13 protein-coding genes and 1 pseudogene are annotated in these 18,318 nt (G+C 42.7%); 2 read left to right on the top strand and 12 right to left on the bottom strand.

Annotated elements, in window-relative coordinates:
- Positions 1-134 precede the first annotated feature (134 nt).
- The 10 genes from DOT_RS02680 to DOT_RS02635 all read right to left on the bottom strand — a co-directional run bounded on the left by DOT_RS02680 (position 135) and on the right by DOT_RS02635 (position 14,689).
- Positions 135-1,349 carry a YibE/F family protein gene (locus tag DOT_RS02680; protein WP_009613794.1) on the bottom strand — a complete coding sequence of 405 codons (1,215 nt, stop codon included), beginning with the start codon at positions 1,347-1,349 and terminating at the stop codon, positions 135-137.
- A gap of 452 nt (positions 1,350-1,801) precedes the next feature.
- The gene (locus DOT_RS02675; RefSeq protein WP_009613793.1) at positions 1,802-2,947 is read right to left on the bottom strand and encodes an NAD-dependent epimerase/dehydratase family protein; all 1,146 of its coding nucleotides are present in this window, start codon (positions 2,945-2,947) and stop codon (positions 1,802-1,804) included.
- 62 nt (positions 2,948-3,009) lie between these two features.
- Positions 3,010-4,068, bottom strand: coding sequence for a polysaccharide biosynthesis protein (locus DOT_RS02670; protein WP_009613792.1), 1,059 nt, complete (start codon positions 4,066-4,068; stop codon positions 3,010-3,012).
- Between the two features lie 788 nt (positions 4,069-4,856).
- Positions 4,857-6,680, bottom strand: a complete 1,824-nt coding sequence (gene glmS / locus DOT_RS02665) for a glutamine--fructose-6-phosphate transaminase (isomerizing) (protein ID WP_009613791.1) — start codon at positions 6,678-6,680, stop codon at positions 4,857-4,859.
- Positions 6,681-7,254: 574 nt separating this feature from the next.
- On the bottom strand, positions 7,255-8,592 hold the full coding sequence (gene glmM / locus DOT_RS02660) for a phosphoglucosamine mutase (RefSeq protein WP_009613790.1): 1,338 nt from the start codon (positions 8,590-8,592) through the stop codon (positions 7,255-7,257).
- Positions 8,593-8,677: 85 nt separating this feature from the next.
- The gene (locus tag DOT_RS02655; RefSeq protein ID WP_009613789.1) at positions 8,678-10,279 is read right to left on the bottom strand and encodes an FAD-dependent protein; all 1,602 of its coding nucleotides are present in this window, start codon (positions 10,277-10,279) and stop codon (positions 8,678-8,680) included.
- Positions 10,280-10,283: 4 nt separating this feature from the next.
- Positions 10,284-11,513: a CdaR family protein gene (locus DOT_RS02650; RefSeq protein WP_242833752.1), complete on the bottom strand. Its 1,230-nt coding sequence runs from the start codon at positions 11,511-11,513 to the stop codon at positions 10,284-10,286.
- 12 nt (positions 11,514-11,525) lie between these two features.
- The gene (gene cdaA, locus DOT_RS02645) at positions 11,526-12,338 is read right to left on the bottom strand and encodes a diadenylate cyclase CdaA (RefSeq protein ID WP_009613787.1); all 813 of its coding nucleotides are present in this window, start codon (positions 12,336-12,338) and stop codon (positions 11,526-11,528) included.
- A 122-nt stretch (positions 12,339-12,460) separates the two neighbouring features.
- Entirely contained in the window at positions 12,461-13,489 is a 1,029-nt protein-coding gene (locus DOT_RS02640) for a DUF1786 domain-containing protein (protein ID WP_009613786.1), read from the bottom strand.
- 51 nt (positions 13,490-13,540) lie between these two features.
- Positions 13,541-14,689 (bottom strand): DUF362 domain-containing protein, encoded by a 1,149-nt coding sequence (locus DOT_RS02635; RefSeq protein WP_009613785.1) that lies wholly within the window; start codon positions 14,687-14,689, stop codon positions 13,541-13,543.
- Between the two features lie 376 nt (positions 14,690-15,065).
- On the opposite strand from DOT_RS02635, the gene DOT_RS02630 reads away from it, so the two are divergent.
- Both DOT_RS02630 and DOT_RS02625 read left to right on the top strand, forming a co-directional pair.
- Positions 15,066-15,944, top strand: coding sequence for a CAP domain-containing protein (locus DOT_RS02630; RefSeq protein ID WP_009613784.1), 879 nt, complete (start codon positions 15,066-15,068; stop codon positions 15,942-15,944).
- Positions 15,945-16,167: 223 nt separating this feature from the next.
- Positions 16,168-16,470 carry a HepT-like ribonuclease domain-containing protein gene (locus tag DOT_RS02625; RefSeq protein ID WP_009613783.1) on the top strand — a complete coding sequence of 101 codons (303 nt, stop codon included), beginning with the start codon at positions 16,168-16,170 and terminating at the stop codon, positions 16,468-16,470.
- A gap of 135 nt (positions 16,471-16,605) precedes the next feature.
- Here the strand turns inward: DOT_RS02625 and wecB are convergent, their stop codons facing one another.
- Both wecB and DOT_RS30165 read right to left on the bottom strand, forming a co-directional pair.
- Positions 16,606-17,691: a UDP-N-acetylglucosamine 2-epimerase (non-hydrolyzing) gene (gene wecB / locus DOT_RS02620; RefSeq protein ID WP_009613782.1), complete on the bottom strand. Its 1,086-nt coding sequence runs from the start codon at positions 17,689-17,691 to the stop codon at positions 16,606-16,608.
- Positions 17,692-17,744: 53 nt separating this feature from the next.
- Positions 17,745-18,318: pseudogene (locus tag DOT_RS30165) on the bottom strand (collagen-like protein); the annotation flags it as partial.

Here is an 18,318-nt window from a genome sequence, read left to right as displayed (position 1 = left end):
CGTATAGAAATCTACCTCATTAGATTTCAAATGTCATAGAGTAATTAGAAATTCAATTAGAAATAATGTTTGATATAGTCCATAACGTTTAGAAAAACTAGAAATGCTCTTTCCTCTATAGGACGTACATAAGTTTACGACTTATTTCTCACGCTCCCTTCTTTAAAGATTTCAAACCACCCCCTTGCCAAAGTACTTGACAACTTTTTCTTGTTCATGTTAGGAATCAGTCGCGAGGCAATAAAGGAAACTATAGGCACAGTTAAAATAACTGCTAGACTTCCCGATAACCCTTGGATGACTTCAATGCCGACTAAGTTCATGTTCACTAGTTGAAAATAGGTGACATTATAGGCGTATATTAAAATGAGCGTGTTAATAGAAGTCCCTGTAAAAGCCAGAATTAGGGTGTTTGACATGGTTCCCATCATATCTCGTCCTACATTGAGACCCGAGAGAAACAGTTGGTTGTGTCCAAGCTTGCGGTTGGAATTATGCACCTCTTGAACGGCTGAGGCGACAGAAATGCTTACATCCATAACAGCGCCAAGGGAAGCAATTAGGATTCCCGAAAAGAGAAGCTCCGGTACATGCATGTGCGTTTTTGAAGCAATTAGGAGTAACGATTCAGCCTCCTCTGAGTTAAGTCCAGAAATATGCGCCAGCGAACCTGCTGCACTGGCTGCTATCCCTGCAATGACAACCCCAAGCGTCGTACCGAGGATTGCTGAAAGGGATTTTGGCCCCCATCCATTTAACAAAAAGAGTGTTATACAAGTAGAAAGTACAACGAGTACCACAGCAGACCAAATTGGCGAATACCCCTTATATAACATTGGAATATACAAAAAGAGCATACAAATAAACGTGAGGATTAACCCTATAACAGACAGTAGCCCTTTTTTTCCGCCAATCCCCCACAGGACAGCAAAGAATAAAAGGGCAAAGCCGTACAAAACTGGAGCTCTATTAAAATTAAAAACAGATACTTGAGTATGCTCGGCACCAGCAGAATCAATGTTAACGATAATATCCATGCCTTCTTTGGCCAGAACATTGTAATAATTACTCAAGTAGTTCTTAACGGTACGTACCTCTCCCTGGTGCTCACCGGTCAGGATTTTCACTTCAAGATCCTGTGTACCTCGAAACAGCCCTAGCGAATCATCTTTCTCCAATGATTGCTTAACGACTTTGATGACCTTAGCCTTTTCATATTTAATGTTGGTTACTGCACCCGATATATTTCGTACGGTTTGATCGCTAGTGTTGAAATAATATAGGAACAAAGAAAATAGAGCCAATATAGCTACGGATAGAGCTAATTTAAGGATTCTTGAATGCTTCATTTTTTGTAACCTCTTTTTCATTTCCTAATCTCAGTCGATCGCAGTCTGTAAAACTATGTCTAAATCACTTTTTCCAAGCTTTGGAGCAATTGAGAACTTGTTAACCCCTAAAATATTAGCATTTCTTTGTAAAGCTAGTATTATATAGACATTAATCTTTGGTTAATAATAGGATTGGACCCAATATTTATTCTGTCTCTACCCTAAGGTTTGTCTCTAGTTAAATGAGACTAGACCTTATGTTTAGGCTAGTCTTATATCAAGGAGTTCTTACCAAAGACCAATGTTTTCAGGAGAATTACATTCAATATAAGCGTTACTGAACTAAATATTGGAATAGTGGTAAAGCTCTTAACCACTATCTCTAAATTCAAAAAGCCTAGAGATCATACAACTTATGACCTCTAGGCTTTTTGAATTAGAATTTTTAAAAAAGGCTTAAACCTTCGTAACTACCATTTTATATTCCTGAAAATACTTGACTTCTGAATATTATCTTTATAATAAATAATAGTATCAAGCATTTTATGAATTGATTCATTTGTTAAAAAGTTAGGTTCTAAACCTAATTCTAAAAGTCCTGTATGTTTGGGATTATAATAATGTTCTTCAGCTTCTTTACGAGGATTCTCAATATGATTAATTCTCACATTTAAGCCCATAGTATCACCAACAGCCTTAACCATTTCTGCCAGCTGATTTACTGTAAATGTTTCGGTTAATTGATTCATTATTCTTAGTTTACCTAGTCCAGGTGGATTTTCCATAGAAAGCCGAACACAATTCAAGGTATCTTTGATATTCAAATACCCCCTAGTCTGACCACCTTTACCATACACAGTCAAAGGATAGCCTATTACTGCTTGAACCAAAAACCTATTAAGCACTGTCCCGAATACCTCATCATAATTAAAAATTGGCAACAATCTATGATCGAGCATACTTTCATCCGTAAGCAATCCATAAACCGGTCCTTGCATTAAATCAGTAACCTGCATATCCCACATACGCACGTAAAACCACAAAAGATCAGTATCCATTATTTTAGTAGTATGATATAAAGATCCAGCTTGTCTTGGAAACAAAAATTTTCCTTTCCGACCATTATGCACTATCTCTAACCAGCCTTCTTCAATATCAATGTTAGGAGTACCATATTCCCCCATTGTTCCAAGTTTTATAATATGGGCCTCTGGAGAATACTGTCTTACTGCAAAAATAACGTTAGCCGTTACTTGTATATTATTATTTAAAGTTAGTATAGTAGCCTCTCTACTTAGCATAGAATATGGGGCGGAAGGTTGTTCTGCATAATGAATTATTACATCTGGTTTGAATTCATGAAAAATACTACTTATGAAGCTCCAGTTTACTAAGTCACCAATTCTAATTGTAATTTCTTTATTAGTAACATCTTTAAAAATTCTAACTCTCTCAGACAAATTTGGTATTGAATATAATGGCTCTATATCTAAATTTCTACTTAAATCACGTCTCAGGTAGTTATCAATGCCCCAAACTTCATGTCCTTTATTAGCTAAATCCATAGCTGTAGGCCAGCCTAGATAACCATCGACCCCAAGTACTAGTACTTTCATTTTTTGACCCCCTGCAATTATTTTTAATAAACTTTTAACTGTCTTTGTTCAAAATAAACGCTCTATGCTCTGTCGCAACCTAAAGTTAAGTTAATTAGTTTTTTCGCAACTAGATATTTTTCTAATTCTTGCCTTGACATAGGTTGTTCCTCATTTGAGTTATATGGGTTTTCTATATTTTTGTTAATAATATTTGCATAATTGTAACTAATCTGGTGATAAGCTGATCTAAAGGCAGGTAAGACAACAAATTGATTATCTAATTCTATAGACCGCCTAAGTTCTTCTTCACTCATTAACTCTTCATATAGTTTTTCACCCGGTTTAGCTCCAATGACTTCGATTCCAATCTCAGATGCCTTAAAACCGTATTTAGGTGCCAATAAATTTATCATTGAATACGCAAGGTCTTCTATTCTAATGACAGGCATCTTTGAAACAAATACTTCTCCGCCTTGTGCTAATTTTGCACTTTCTAAAACTAGACTAACTGCATCTTCTATTGTCATTATAAAGCGCGTCATCTTCAGATCTGTGATTGTGATAGGTCCTCCCTTTTTAATTTGTCTTTCAAATATTGGAATAACAGAACCGTTTGATCCTAAAACATTTCCAAAACGAGTGGTCGAGAAAACAGGCCCGTTGCCATTAAGCTTAGTTGCATTTGCTGCCGTTATTAATCTTTCTCCCATCAATTTAGATGTTCCCATTACGTTTGTTGGGTTAACAGCTTTATCCGAACTAGTAAAAAGAACTAATTCGACATCATTTTCTTTAGCTGCATTAATAATGTTATATACTCCTTTTATATTAGTTTGAACGGCATCCCAAGGCGATTTTTCACATAGAATTACATGTTTTAGTGCTGCCACATGGAATACTATATTCACACCTTGCATCACATTTGATAATTTATAACTGTCTCTAATATCACCTAGATAGCAAAATACTCTGTTATCATGACCATAGTGTTGATCAAGGAAGAACAACTCAGATTCGTTGTTATCAATAACTCGAACTTCCTTAGGATCATGATATTTACAAATTTGTCCTACTAATTCCCTTCCTACAGTTCCTACACCACCTGTAATTAATATCCGTTTATTTCTTAATGCTCTCAAGTTATAATTTCACTCCTCTGTCTAAGAACCAATTAATACTTGTTTCTTCTAATCCAATCATCACTAGGTATATTAGACACATAAATGCTAAGACATGGTATTTTTCTTTTGATTAACTTTACCCACGATATGGGATCCGCTAAAACTCTAAAAGAACATGTAAAGTCTCCATAAAAAAACACCCTTCTACAAATATTATGCTACCATTGTTGAACATGACACAGTGATTAACCACGCAGCTAAATATATCTTCTTGAAACTGTATCTTATCAACTAGAGAATCAACAATCTGAAAGTCATTTAACTCAAGTAATAGAAAATTTAAAATTATTCTTAAAACTTCTTTCAGATGTACTTTACTACAGGGCTTTACTCACAACAGCAGGAATTCTCATAGGACGCTTTTCTATTTTTACCTTGTTTAGGTTCAGGCTCCTTTGACTGACGAAAGTATTAAAACCAAAAAGGTCTGCTTAAACCCGAAGGAGATTCAATCCCCTTGGTAAAGCCGACCAACGTCAGTTTCCCTATTTTCTTAAAGCAGATAATGCTTGCTCGTCTGCGACAGTATGGGAAAATGATAAATTGTTAAATGATATCGTTCAGACAGATCAAACAGGTATAGAATATGAGCAATGGTTGGACGCAAAAAAACCGTGGACGTATCGGGATTACTCCTGATTACACCCACGGGCTTCACAAGCTTATTTTGTTTTTCGCATTGTTTGCTTTGATTCATCAATTATTTATAATATTATCTCTTTTTTCTTTAAAACCCACAATATTGCCTACTCCACAGTCACGCTTTTCGCCAAATTCCTTGGTTTATCGACGTCACACCCTCTGGCAACAGACACATAGTAAGACAGCAGTTGGAGGGGAATGACTGTGAGAATTGGAGCAAGCTCATCCATGGTCTCAGGGATGTAGATCACATGATCTACAGATTTTGCTAGGCTGGTGTTGCCCTTGTAGGTAAGCCCGATCACGCGTGCATCCCGAGCCTTTACCTCTTTGACGTTGGAAATAGTTTTATCATAGACATCCCGTTGAGTTGCCAGAGCAATGACGGGTGTATTCTCTGTGATAAGAGCTAATGTGCCGTGTTTTAACTCCCCAGCAGCATAGGCCTCGGCGTGGATATAGGAGATTTCTTTAAGCTTCAGGGAACCCTCCATAGCTACTGCCCAGTCTAAAGAACGGCCGATAAAAAAGGCATCTTCTACCTGGACAAACGACTTCGCTAACTCTTTGATAAGACCTTCTTGATCCAGAATCTCCTGAGCCTGCTCTGGAATCTTCTTAAGAGCAGTGATGATCTCACCAATCTGTTCTGAAGTCAAAGTTCCTTTGACCTGAGCGAGATAGAGTCCGAGTAAAACCATTCCTTCCAGCTGAGTTGTGTAGGCTTTCGTTGAGGCAACCGCAATCTCCGGGCCTGCCCAGGTAAAGATCACATCATGGGCTTCTCGGGATACCGTGCTCCCCACTACATTGGTTACGGCAACTACACGAGCTCCACGACTTTTAGCCTCGCGCAGTGCAGCCAGAGTATCGGCTGTTTCTCCAGACTGGCTAACTACTATAACAAGGGTATGCTCATCCACCAGTGGGGAACGATAGCGAAATTCAGAGGCAATGTCTACTTCAACTGGTAGACGTGCCCAACGCTCAATTAATGTCTTGCCAACCAACCCTGCATGCCATGCCGTACCACAAGCGACAATGTAAACTTTATTAATCTGGGCAAGTTCTTCAAGAGTCAAGTCCACCTCTTGAAGAACGACCCTCTCCTCTTCCAAACGACCTAACATTGTATCTTTCAAAGCACGAGGCTGTTCATTGATCTCCTTAAGCATGAAATGCTCATATCCACCTTTTTCAGCAGCCACCGCATCCCACTTCACGTCATAGACTTCTTTCATACAAGGGTTTCCTTGGAAATCTGAGACCTTAACCTCATCTTCAGTAATAACCACCATTTCACCATCATCTAAGATATAGACTTTTCGCGTATAGCTTAAGATCGCCGTGATGTCACTGGCCACAAAGAACTCCCCGTCTCCGAGACCCACCACCATTGGGCTGTCCTTACGGGCGGCAACCAGTTTGTCCGGGTCCTGGCGACTTAGGACAACCATCGCATAAGAGCCGCGAATTGTTGCCAGGACTTTACGAACCGCCGCCTCCAGATCTCCTTCATAATAGTCCTCAAGTAAGTGCGCCAAAACTTCAGTATCTGTTTCAGAGACAAAATTATGTCCCTTTTCGATCAGTCCATCTTTTAGTTCTAGATAATTCTCAATGATACCGTTATGTACCACAGCAAAATCTTGATTGCAATCGCCATGCGGATGTGCATTAACATAAGAAGGACGGCCATGTGTCGCCCACCGAGTATGTCCGATCCCGATGGCAGACGAGGAATGATTATCACCAAGTTCTTCTTCCAAGGCCACTAGCTTACCGACACTTTTGGAAACTACGATTTTTTCAGGATCCAACACGGCAACGCCCGCAGAGTCATACCCTCGATACTCTAGTTTCTTTAAACCATTCACTAAGATTGGAATAGCTACCTGTTTCCCTATATATCCTACGATACCACACATATACGTTTTCCCCCTCAATATTTTCTTTCTCAATTTACGATCGCCTTTAAGAGTCAAGCCCAACTCGAAAAATCGTACAATTTAAAACAAAAAACAAATAAAAAGCCGCCCATGTATGGACGACTTCATTGATTCAGATTCTAGGCAACATAAGCAAGGGGGTCAAATTGCACATACAATCCCCTTGTCTTGTCAGCTTACTCTTTGTCTCGAAAATTACTCCTCGGTTTTAAGCAAGCTTTACGGTGACAAGCCACCGAGAGGGATCCGCCGAAACTTTCGATAACCCTCTTCCTCGTCGACCTTAATTAGGCAAAACCTTTAAGGCCCTGGCGCTTATACTTTATTGCCTTTCTGAAACAACCGTCCACTAGTAAAGTAATGTATCATTATTGCTCATCGTTGTCATTCTCACCTTCTTTCATGTCTGGGAAACAGAGGACCTAATTATAAACAATATTAGCGGATCAACCGCCGAACGGTCCATGTGCACGTTACTCAACCAAAATTAATTTTGAACACTTATGCACATGAACCATTATACGCGAATTATTAAGAGTTACAATGGTATTATTTATTCGTCACAATACCCAATAATGTCAATGACCCCTTGGGCCAATTCCTTTAATTTTTGTTGGCACGGGCCTTCGACCATTACCCGAATCAACGGTTCTGTCCCAGAAGGGCGTACCAACACTCTGCCCTGGCCACCGAGAGCTTCCTCAGCTTCTTTAACTTTCGCCAGCACCCTCTCATCCTCCATTAAGCGTTCCTTATGTTGTACTTTGGCATTAAGGAGCACTTGAGGTAAGCGTCGCATTTGAGCAGCAAGCTGAGAAATTTTAACTTCTCTTTCTTTAACAACCGACAGCAAATGTAGAGCCGTCAGTAAGCCATCACCAGTTGTGTTGTGATCCAGGAAAATAATATGTCCGGACTGCTCTCCGCCAAGCATCGCTCCGGTCCTAAGTAATTCTTCCATAACGTATCGGTCCCCAACCTGCGTCTCATGGATCGTCATTCCTGCCTCTTTGAGCGCAAGATGTAAACCTAAATTACTCATGACGGTTACGACGACAGCATTTTGAGCCAATGTCCCTTTCTCCTTTTGGGCTAAGGCACAGATAACCATGATAAAGTCGCCGTCTAAAATGTTTCCATGCTCATCTACCGCGATGAGACGGTCAGCATCTCCGTCCATTGCCAATCCCAGATCAGCCCCATGTTCCAAGACTGCCCGTTGTAACTGTTCAGGATGCGTCGAACCACAACTAGCATTAATATTCACGCCGTCTGGTGTGTTACAAATAGGAATGACCTCTACACCAATTTCTCGCAATACCACAGGCCCCACATACGATGCTGCTCCGTTTGCACAATCCAAAACGACCTTAAGTCCATCCAGACTCCCAACTGTACTTTTTAGGAAATCCATATAACGACGTGCCGCATCATTGATTTCAATCACACGACCGACCTCACCGCCAATTGGGACTTCCCAGGGTTTTTCTTCACTTAAAACAATACTTTCGATTTCATCTTCTATGGCATCTGGTAATTTATACCCTGTTGAATCAAAAAACTTAATTCCATTATCTTGAACAGGGTTATGAGACGCCGAAATTACAACGCCAGCACTTACCTCAAGAGTTCGTGTTAAAAGGGCAATTCCTGGCGTCGGTAGGACACCAACCCGCAAGACATCTGCTCCAACAGAGCAAATTCCAGCAATGAGTGCTGCCTCAAGCATATCCCCAGAAATCCGGGTATCTTTGCCAATCACAATTCGGGGATGTGGATGCTCCTTGCTAAGTACATAAGCGCCTGCTTGCCCAAGACGAAAAGCGAGATCCGAAGTCAACTGACTGTTAGCCACGCCACGTACCCCATCGGTTCCAAAGAGTCGACCCAAATCTTTTGCCCTCCTTTTATCTCTAGTGTATTTATCCTTAGCTAAAATGTTCACAAATCTTGAACCCAAAACAACATTTTATATTCTACTCTAACTTGGCATATTGCGCCATAAGATACTCTGCTAGTCTTAACCCATCCACCGCAGCACTCGTAATTCCTCCAGCATATCCGGCCCCTTCTCCTGCTGGATAAAGTCCTGCTAAACTCAAGGATTCCCCTTGAAAATTTCGGACTATACGAATGGGAGAACTGGTCCTTGATTCAATCCCTGTCAAAGTAGCCTTTTCTCCAGCAAAGCCTTTAATTTTACCATTAAAAACCCGAAGTGCTCGACCCAACACATCTCCTACCGGATTAGGGAGCACAGCATGTAACTCACAAGGCACAATACCAGGTTTATAAGTGGGTGATAAGTCAAAGTTGTCCGAAACACGCCCTTCCAAGAAGTCTGTGACTCGTTGAGTCGGGGCTCGATAATCTTTTCCTCCTGCTAAAAACGCTTTATGCTCCCATTCTCTTTGAAATTCCAGACCGGCCAAAGGATGGGCTGAAGAAAAGTCGTCTGCGCCGACAGTCACTACAATGGCACTATTGGCAACATTCGTATCCCGTTCAAATTCGCTCATCCCGTTCGTGACAACCCCTCCCTCTTCCGAAGCTGCTGCCACAACCCGCCCTCCTGGACACATACAAAAAGCGTAAGCCCCTCGACCCGTCTTCACATCCTGATAAGTCAGCTGATAGTCCGCAGGACCAATATAGGGGTGTTCCTCAACTCCATACTGAGACAGATTGATCAGTGACTGCGGATGTTCCACTCGCAGTCCAATAGCAAAAGCCTTTTTTTCAAGCGTCACATTGGAATCATATAAGAAGGCATAAACCTCTCGGGCGCTATGCCCAATGGCCAAAATAGCAACTTCTGCAGGGATTTCTTCTTCACCGTTAACGATAACCTTTTGCAAACGACCTAAGGACGATATCAATCCGGTTACCTTAGCCCGAAAACGGATCTCTCCACCCAAAGATTCGATTTCCGCTCGGATCCCTTTGACCACGCTTTTGAGAATATCGGTCCCGATGTGGGGTTTCGCGAGATAAAGGATCTCTGCAGGGGCCCCGTGCTTGACGAAGGTCTCTAAAACTTCAGAAATCCGTCGATCTTGAATCCGGGTTGTGAGCTTACCATCCGAGAAAGTTCCTGCACCACCTTCACCAAACTGCACATTACTTTCCGTATCTAATTCCCCTGTGTCCCAAAATTTCTGAACTTTACGGGAGCGTTCCTCAACCGAGTCTCCACGTTCAAGGACCAACGGAGCATAACCGCTTCTAGCTAAGGCTAAGGCAGCAAAATATCCTGCTGGTCCGGACCCGATCACCACTGGGCGAGTTTTAAGCTTTTTACTGGGCCTAGGCCAAACCACAGGAACTTCAGCCGGAGCTTCCTTCAATCCAGGAACCCTAGCTAAAATACGGTTCACCTCCGTACTGGGGGCGTCAAGAGAAAATTGAATCGTATAGACGAAAACGAGATAGGGTTTTTTACGAGCATCTAAGGAACGCCGTAGGAAACGTAGAGAACTAATGTTTTGCTCAGGTACTTTTAACTTGCGTGCCATCGTAGCGATTAACAATACATCTTCTTCGACTGGAATTCTCAAGTTTGTCCACAATAAATCCACGCAACTATTCTCCTTTAACTTCGTGAGCTTTGAGACTATACCCCACTTGCGGAGTTGTCGGCATTGTTACACCCGGAGGGAGTTGCCAGTACACTTTGACGTCAGTAAAACTACCTGCCTCCTGGTTGGAGGCGTCAACCCAGAGTTGAATTTGGTCTGACGTTAAATTTTTCAAGGTATCGGGAAGACCCTCAACAACAATGTCCACGGGAGACGCAGGTTGATCTATATCCAGGCCTGTCCCGATATTGCGAATTTGAACCACTACGCCGGAAATCTCCTTTTGGATGACTCCTGGACCGATTTGGGCAATAACACTTAAAACGGTCCCTTTGGTAAAGGTTATCCCTGGCGGCAACGACACCTTTTCGTTCTGGATCTGAAACGTTTTATTTTCTGTAAGGTTACTAATGTCTACCGGGCCAATATTCAAAGAATCAAAGCCTTTCAAAGCCTGAGCCGTACCTAAAACCTGGACACTGGCGGGAGAGGCGACTAATGAGCTTAAGACTTTACCCTGGGCCGGTGTCCCGATACTCGTTACTTTTAAAGGAACCATCTTGGAGGAAAGCCCTTTCAATATGACAGGATTAATTACATCCACGCTGCTCGGATAAGCACTTAAAATATCTACGCTCGGGTCGGGTCCAAAAATAGGTTTACCCTCCTTATCTCGAAAACTTACTGGTCGAGAAATTTGGATCGTATCATTGGCACCCGTTACGCTAACTTCCACGACCACTTTATCTAACGTAGCCAGAATAGCGCTGGGTCCACGCACATTGACAGCCGAAGGCTTAACAAGCGGGATACCCAACTCATATCCCTCAGCGGGATTACCGGTAATGACAGGATCTACAGGGACCGTTTTCTCCTCAACACTATCAAGTTTCAAAGTAACTTCGCTTGGCTGAAGATCAATTGCTTTCGTGCCCGGTGGAGTGTTAACTGATATAGTATAGCTTTTTTCCCCGGGTACTCCAGCGGAAAGATCAATCTCCGCATATAAATCTTTAATATTAGCGCTGGGGTTAATCCCTTGCAAACGAACACGGACTGAGGGTAGCCTGGTCATCACGACCATAGTTTGAGGCAATCCACGGGCCACGAGCGGAATCGTATAGGTCTGCTCACCGGTTAGCGTATCGGGTGAACCTTGATTCATCACAAACAACCAAAATAGGATCGCAAATAGGAACGAAATCCCCTTAAGTCCGAGGTTTCGCCGAAACATCTCAAGCACAGGCTACCACCTCCAAAATGAAATAGCTGTTAAAGAAGTGCTCTTTATTTCAAGCTCCCTCAGCAACAATTCACGCAACATTTTATCATCCATAAAGCGTGTAAGCCCTCCATCAATCCCAACAGAAATAGCGCCTGTTTCCTCTGAGACAACAATAGCCAAAGCATCGGTGATTTCCGTCAACCCTAAAGCCGCCCGGTGGCGTGTCCCCAAATCCTTTTGGATATTGGGATTTACGGATAACGGAAGAAAGCACCCTGCCGCCGCCACACGATCTTGTCGAACAATCACAGCTCCATCATGCAGCGGTGTATTGGGAATAAATATGTTGACAAGAAATTCAGAAGAAACCATCCCATCAATCTTAATTCCAGTTTCTACAAAATCTTGAACTCCTGTTTTTCGTTCGATCACAATCAAAGCTCCGATGCGGTTCTTGGAAAGAACTTGTGTGCACCGCACTAATTCTTCCACGACTTGTTCCAGATTATCTATGCCAGGGGCTAAGGGATGACGAGCAAAAAAGCTTCCTCGCCCTAGTTGCTCCAACGCCTTTCTAAGCTCAGGCTGAAAAACGACAGGTATGGCAAAGACAAAAATCTTTAATAGTTGACTTAATAACCAGCTAAGAGTTTTGAGATGCAAAGAATTAGCAACCAGAGAGACAACTAAAAGGACCACAACTCCTTTAACCAATTGAACAGCACGCGTACGTTTTATGAGCATATAGAATTGGTAGAAGACCACGGTCACTACGAGGATATCAATAGCGCTCAATACGCCAAAATTACGAAATTGAGATAAAAATTCCGCCACGGTCTCCCCCCTTTCTTGTGCACATAAACTTAACAAAAACTCTTTCTAATCATGTTAATTCTCCGTTTACCTAGAAATCCCTTGAGACAACTTCAAATATTTTTTAACGTTTACTTGTTAACCTAAATTATCCCCATACCGGAAAGAAGTCCAAAACACCCTGTTAACATCATATCCCCATAGGGGGCTGCTTCATACCACCCTAGCGATTTTGCCATATTTCTTCGAGGACCAGTTACGGCGATGAAATCCCAACCTGGTTGCATTTCAGGATGAAGAGTTGCACCATGCCCCCCTTGTTCAAAAACTTCAGCGTTGGTTAATTCGGTGGACTGCAATCGTTGAATTAATTTAGCGAGAGCCTCTATCTCCATCATACTAGTATGTTGCTCAAAGATTCCATAGACCCGATCACCGCAAATGGCTGCGGCAAGGGTGTGAGAATTTCCAATATTGACTGCCAAAATTCCTTTATTCAGGTGAGGTATTACCACGGGATCAACCATTATTCCCAAGAGTGCAGCTGTCCCTGTGTCTGCCAGAATTGCCTCGGACACATTCTCTCGAGTTGCCTGCATCCGAGTGTATACCCTTGGAATATCTTGGGCGAATACTAGTTTCTTTAAGTCTCCCCCCTGCATCACGAACTCCTCCCAGAGCCGAAAGCGTAGGGTCCGGTTACTTTCGGAGACACTAAAACCGTGATCCTGTACAGCGACCGCCAACTTCTGAGGATACTCCAACCCAAAAGCTTCAATGGCCTGTCTCAATGCAAATGTATCAATATCCCCCATCCAAATAGAAGTCACCAATTCTGGGGACTCTTCACAAAGCACGATTCCCATTTCCTCTGCGTAAGCCAAGTTATCGTTAAACGTTAAGGCTACCTGAGCAGTTGCATAGGCTTTTAGCCCCTCATTCAAATGTTTCTTCAGAGCTACAGCACACGCTCCCCCACCCATCAAATGTCCATGCAGAAAGATTCCCTGACCCTGAGCAGTAGCTTGCCGAATCTGGGCAGCAACAATCTGTGTTCTACTAGGAACAATAAACTTCGGACAGTTTTCTATAGTTTTTCCCGGCTGATAGAGAAGTATATCCTGCGTGCCGGATCCCACATCAATAACTAACACACTTTCTGTCAAATACATAACAACCTCCACTCAAAAGACAGGAGCTTTGATCTTATTTCCCCTAAACCACTACTTAAGTAATTTTCTCCCGAGCCAAGGTTTAAAGAGCTTTACAGCCTGATGTGGACATAGCTCCTGACAGCAAAAGCAGCGAATACAAGCTTCCAAATCAACGATTGGACCCTGACCTGCGAGCATATTCAGAGCTTTTGGGGGACAATTATTGACACAATCACCGCAGCTCACACAAGTTCCATGTTCAAAAATCGGACGAGGCCGTACACGGTTGAGCACAAATGTCTTGACGTTACGGGGAAGCGGAACCATATCTAAAAAATTTGCGGATACAGCTTTAGGTATGACGAAGTCTTGAATTCGCCAAAGGGAACGAGCATCCCCTTTTAAATAAATCTCACTAAGACGGCTTGTCAGACCTCTCGCACGTGCTGCCATCAGAGTTGGAACCCTTTCGGGTTTTAAGCCAATAAGATCCGCGGCTACAACATCCAGGGCGAAGGGATCCGTACTCAAAATAAGTGCACCGATGTCTCGGGGTTTACCAGCCGAAGGCCCATCCCCTTCCATCCCCACGATACCATCCATGATATTTAAGGTGGGTCTTACCCATGTAGCAATGTCAACCAAGAGGTCAGCGAAATCTGGAATCTTGAACATTTTCAGGTGATATTCCGCCTTTAATAGCCCCGGAATGACTCCAAAAAGAATCTTAACAGCACCAGTGAAAGTCATCATTCCGTGGGTTTTCAACTTGGAAAGAGGAATGATAACATCAGCATCTAGAACACTGTTAGTAACCGTTAAACTTTTAGCAAGTTTCCCTTCCGGGCACTGGATGGTCGTTTGCCCCACATCTTCGTTAAGAATTGCCCCAGTCCTCTCTGCAACCTCACGCAGACCTGTACGAGTATAAATTGACTGAAGTGCGTTCACTGTGTAAGGTCCACCTGGACTGTCCCCAATGATGGGAATCCCACCGGCCTCCTGAACAAGGCGGACCACTGCTTCTACGACACTTGGATGAGTCGTGACCGCTTCTTCTGGCCGTTTTTTCATCAGCAGGTTTACTTTTAATAAAACCTTTTGGCCAGGCTTCACAAACGCAGACATGTCACCCCATTCAGCAAGCCCTTCTCTCAAACGCTGTTCTACATCTGCAGTGTAGTCTGGGCAATATTTCAGTACCACTTTCGCCTGCACTCTGAGCTTCCACCCCCTACAAGTCCCCTAAAAGTCCTCACCCTGCCCCAGAATAGCACTTAAACCTGATCACATTAGATATACTTGCGGTTCAATAATCTTGTATTTCCTCCACATTCTCTTTGCGGTATATACTTTAGATTGACCAACGTCAAATCTTCAAGTAATTTTAAATTTTATTGATTTAACCTGCCTAATGGCATGCTAACAAGTATTATACCTCTTTTTATTCATTGAAGGAAATTCTCCCTCTCAAAAAAGATGAAATACCCGTTTGAAGAATGTTAAAATGTACCATTTGTTAAGACAACTTATCATGGTATACTGCAGTTGTCTTCGACAAGTACAAGTCTTACATTAAAAGGAGGATTCGTTCATGAAAAAGACATCAAAGTTAAAGTATGTAATTGGTCTTCAAATTGGTATTCTTCTGACAGCAGTCGCCTTACCAGTACAAGCCGCCATTAACATAGGCGCTCCTAGGACCTCAACAGGTTCTGTTGTTAGCCTTCGGTCTTATACTCCTGAAACAACGCAGCAAACGCCGAATCCGACTCCAACTCCAACTCCTGCTTCGGCTCAAGAGGGCCAACCTACGGTAACATCAACGCCAACCACGACGTATGTTCAAAACCCAACACCCTCTCCGTCCCAATCAATCAAGATAGGGCAATCCAACAGGGGAAATGTTGTCTCACTTAAAAATATTCTCAATCAACCCACTTCCAGCCCTGTCACAGTTGCTCCTGCTACTCCTACTACAATTACTTCACCGACCACTACTCCTACTACAACTCCTTCACCCACCACTTCTCCAACCACCGCCGCTCCGACTACTCCAACGCTCCCTGTCATTCCCTCTGTTACAACCATAACTGCCGATGAACAACTCATGGTAGATATGATTAATCAAGAGCGTATCGCTGCGGGTGTAAGCCCTGTTAAGTTGGACCTTCGCCTGGCCTCAGTTGGACGTGCAAAAGCCAACGACTTGAAAGCAAACAATTACTTCGATCACACCTCTCCCACCTACGGAAGTCCTTGGGCCATGATGCAACAAGTAGGGCTTACGGTAGGCTGGGCTGGAGAAAATATTTCTGCTAATAAGTCCGTTGCGAGTTCAATGGCAGCCTTGATGCTAAGTCCTGGCCACCGAGCAAATATCTTGGATCCTCGATTCACGCATGTTGGTGTAGGAATTACCTATGGAAGCGCTTACGGGAATCTTTACGTTCAGGAATTCTTGCAGGAATAGTTATTACTTTTAGGAACCTCCATTGGAGGTCCCTTTTTGTTTTATCCGCTCAAAACTAGCGCAAGCTCCCTCGTCCCACCAGACGAGATATATACACCAGCTGAATTATCGAGGGGTAGACTCTATGGGTGCACATGAAACCCTCTGATGAGTACCCTTTAGCGATTCCTGGGTGGAAGACAGCCCATGATTATGATATAATTTATCAGAAAATATTGGAATTATGATTCGAAATCCCAGCGAAGAATGCTCATCGGCGAAAGGTTTTTTTCGAGAAGATAGCGATATTGATATTGCTTTTATTTGTGCCAAACAAGTGCATCTGGTGGCTTCGCAAGGTCTAGGTATTCCCCAGTCAAGTCGTGATGCCTTTGATTTTTTACAGCAAGCTGGGATAATTGACGAACATCTCGTTCAAAAACTCAAGGCAATGGTTGGAATCAGCAATATCGCTGTCCACAATTATCAGGCCGTAAACTTAGATATTGTACAGGGATTATCGACAAGAACCTTAATGATCTCCTAAAATTCGGGCAACTGGTTCTTTCTATACAAATGAATTAGAAAAGAAGAAGAACGGGATCGAGATTAGTGCTCGACCTCGTTCTTTTAACTATTCAGCTAAATATTTTAATTATCCCTAGTATTACCTGCACAATGTTCACCCTGAAACTCCATTTAGAAGGATCTTCACGACTTTCCGACTAACGTTTGCCACCAGATACTCCGGCGGAGGCTCCCAGTCGCACCCCTGACCTAAAACCGTATTCACAGCCTGCAAGATGGCTTCCGGTTCACATCCTGCAATCAGATTACTCCCTGATTCCAAGGTTTCAGGACGTTCGGTCACATCCCGCAACGTTACATTTGGTATTTTATACAGACAGCACTCCTCCTGAACTGTTCCGCTATCACTCAAAACACAATATGCGTTTTTTTCCAGGCATACAAAATCAAACAGCCCTAGAGGTTCCACAACCTGGATACCCGCTCCAGCTAAAGTCCTGCTTTGCTTCTCCAGTTGAGAACGAGTGCGGGGATGGAGACTGCAAATTAATGGCATCTTGTATTCAGCAGATAGCTTATGCAAGGCAGTGATGAATTTGGCCAGACGTCTCTCATCGTCGACATTTTCAGCCCGGTGTAAGGTCACTAAAAAATAACCTTTGGCTGCAACTCCTCTCATCTGCAGAGCTTGGCTCTGCTCAATCTTTTCTGCGTAATGGCTGAGAACTTCTCTAATAGGGTTACCCGTGACGTAAATCCGTTCCCCATCAACTCCTTCTCTAAGCAAATTGGCGCGACTTCGTTCGGTGTAAGGCAATAATATATCACTGCAATGATCGATAACCCGGCGGTTGATCTCCTCAGGCACTCGGTCATCATAACAACGATTACCCGCCTCCATATGGTAAACCGGAATCCTAAGCCGTTTAGCGACCATCGCTGCCAAGGCGCTATTGGTATCTCCCAAAATTAATATTCGATCGGGCTTTTCCTTGAGCATAACCTGTTCACATCCACGAAGTATCTCACCAATTTGCCCCATTAAAGTTGGAGACCGACATTCTAGCAAATAATCCGAGGAACGCAACTCTAATTCCGAAAAAAATATATCGCTCAACTTCTGATCATAATTTTGACCGGTATGCACTAAGATATGATCACAAAGGTCATCTAAGATAGGAATGATCCGACTTAACCGAATTATTTCCGGACGCGTACCCAATATGGTCATTATCTTCATCTTAGGAATTCCCTTCTAAATTAAAACTGAATTGTAAATAACGCCGTTTGACGTTATTTGCGTTGCACGTTATCAAAATACAATTCATTCGCTGCATTAGAGTGAGTAACATAATCAAGTGCTAAAGTGGACGCAGCCAATGCAACTTTTTTAAAACCTGACTTATTGACTCCACTTACTGACCATGATGGATCATTAATATCGATAGAGCTTTTTCCTGAACCAATACGAACTAGGATTGGATCGACGCCAATAATTATTACATTAGCTTTTAAACTAAAGCTCTCAATATAGTTTCCTGGTCCTACCATAATAGAATAACGTTTAGTCGGAGTGGCATCGACAATTGACATCATAGCCTTAGGTATTGTTGAAAAAGGATTGTTAAGTGTTCCCTCTCCAGTGACATCACTACCGCCCTTATTTACATAAACCATCCGCGAACTTTTTGGTGATATAAGTGGAAATCCTAAACCATCTGGGCCTGCTGGTCCGGTTGGTCCTATTGCTCCTGGCTCCCCTTTATCTCCTCGCTCTCCTTTATCTCCTCGCTCTCCTTTATCTCCTGACTCTCCTTTGTCTCCTGACTCTCCTTTGTCTCCTGGCTCTCCTTTATCTCCTGACTCT

The organism is Desulfosporosinus sp. OT (assembly GCF_000224515.1).
In the GTDB taxonomy this organism is placed as follows: Bacteria; Bacillota; Desulfitobacteriia; order Desulfitobacteriales; family Desulfitobacteriaceae; genus Desulfosporosinus.
Note: the sequence above shows the minus strand (reverse complement) of the source record. Positions and strands in the feature narration are given on the sequence as shown.

Excerpts from the sequence above, each read along its gene's own strand:
- DOT_RS02680 (WP_009613794.1), bottom strand. The coding sequence starts at position 1,349 with ATGAAGCATTCAAGAATCCTTAAATTAGCTCTATCCGTAGCTATATTG.
- DOT_RS02675 (WP_009613793.1), bottom strand. The coding sequence starts at position 2,947 with ATGAAAGTACTAGTACTTGGGGTCGATGGTTATCTAGGCTGGCCTACA.
- glmS (WP_009613791.1), bottom strand. The coding sequence starts at position 6,680 with ATGTGTGGTATCGTAGGATATATAGGGAAACAGGTAGCTATTCCAATC.
- DOT_RS02650 (WP_242833752.1), bottom strand. The coding sequence starts at position 11,513 with ATGTTTCGGCGAAACCTCGGACTTAAGGGGATTTCGTTCCTATTTGCG.
- DOT_RS02640 (WP_009613786.1), bottom strand. The coding sequence starts at position 13,489 with ATGTATTTGACAGAAAGTGTGTTAGTTATTGATGTGGGATCCGGCACG.
- DOT_RS02630 (WP_009613784.1), top strand. The coding sequence starts at position 15,066 with ATGAAAAAGACATCAAAGTTAAAGTATGTAATTGGTCTTCAAATTGGT.
- DOT_RS02625 (WP_009613783.1), top strand. The coding sequence starts at position 16,168 with ATGATTCGAAATCCCAGCGAAGAATGCTCATCGGCGAAAGGTTTTTTT.
- wecB (WP_009613782.1), bottom strand. The coding sequence starts at position 17,691 with ATGAAGATAATGACCATATTGGGTACGCGTCCGGAAATAATTCGGTTA.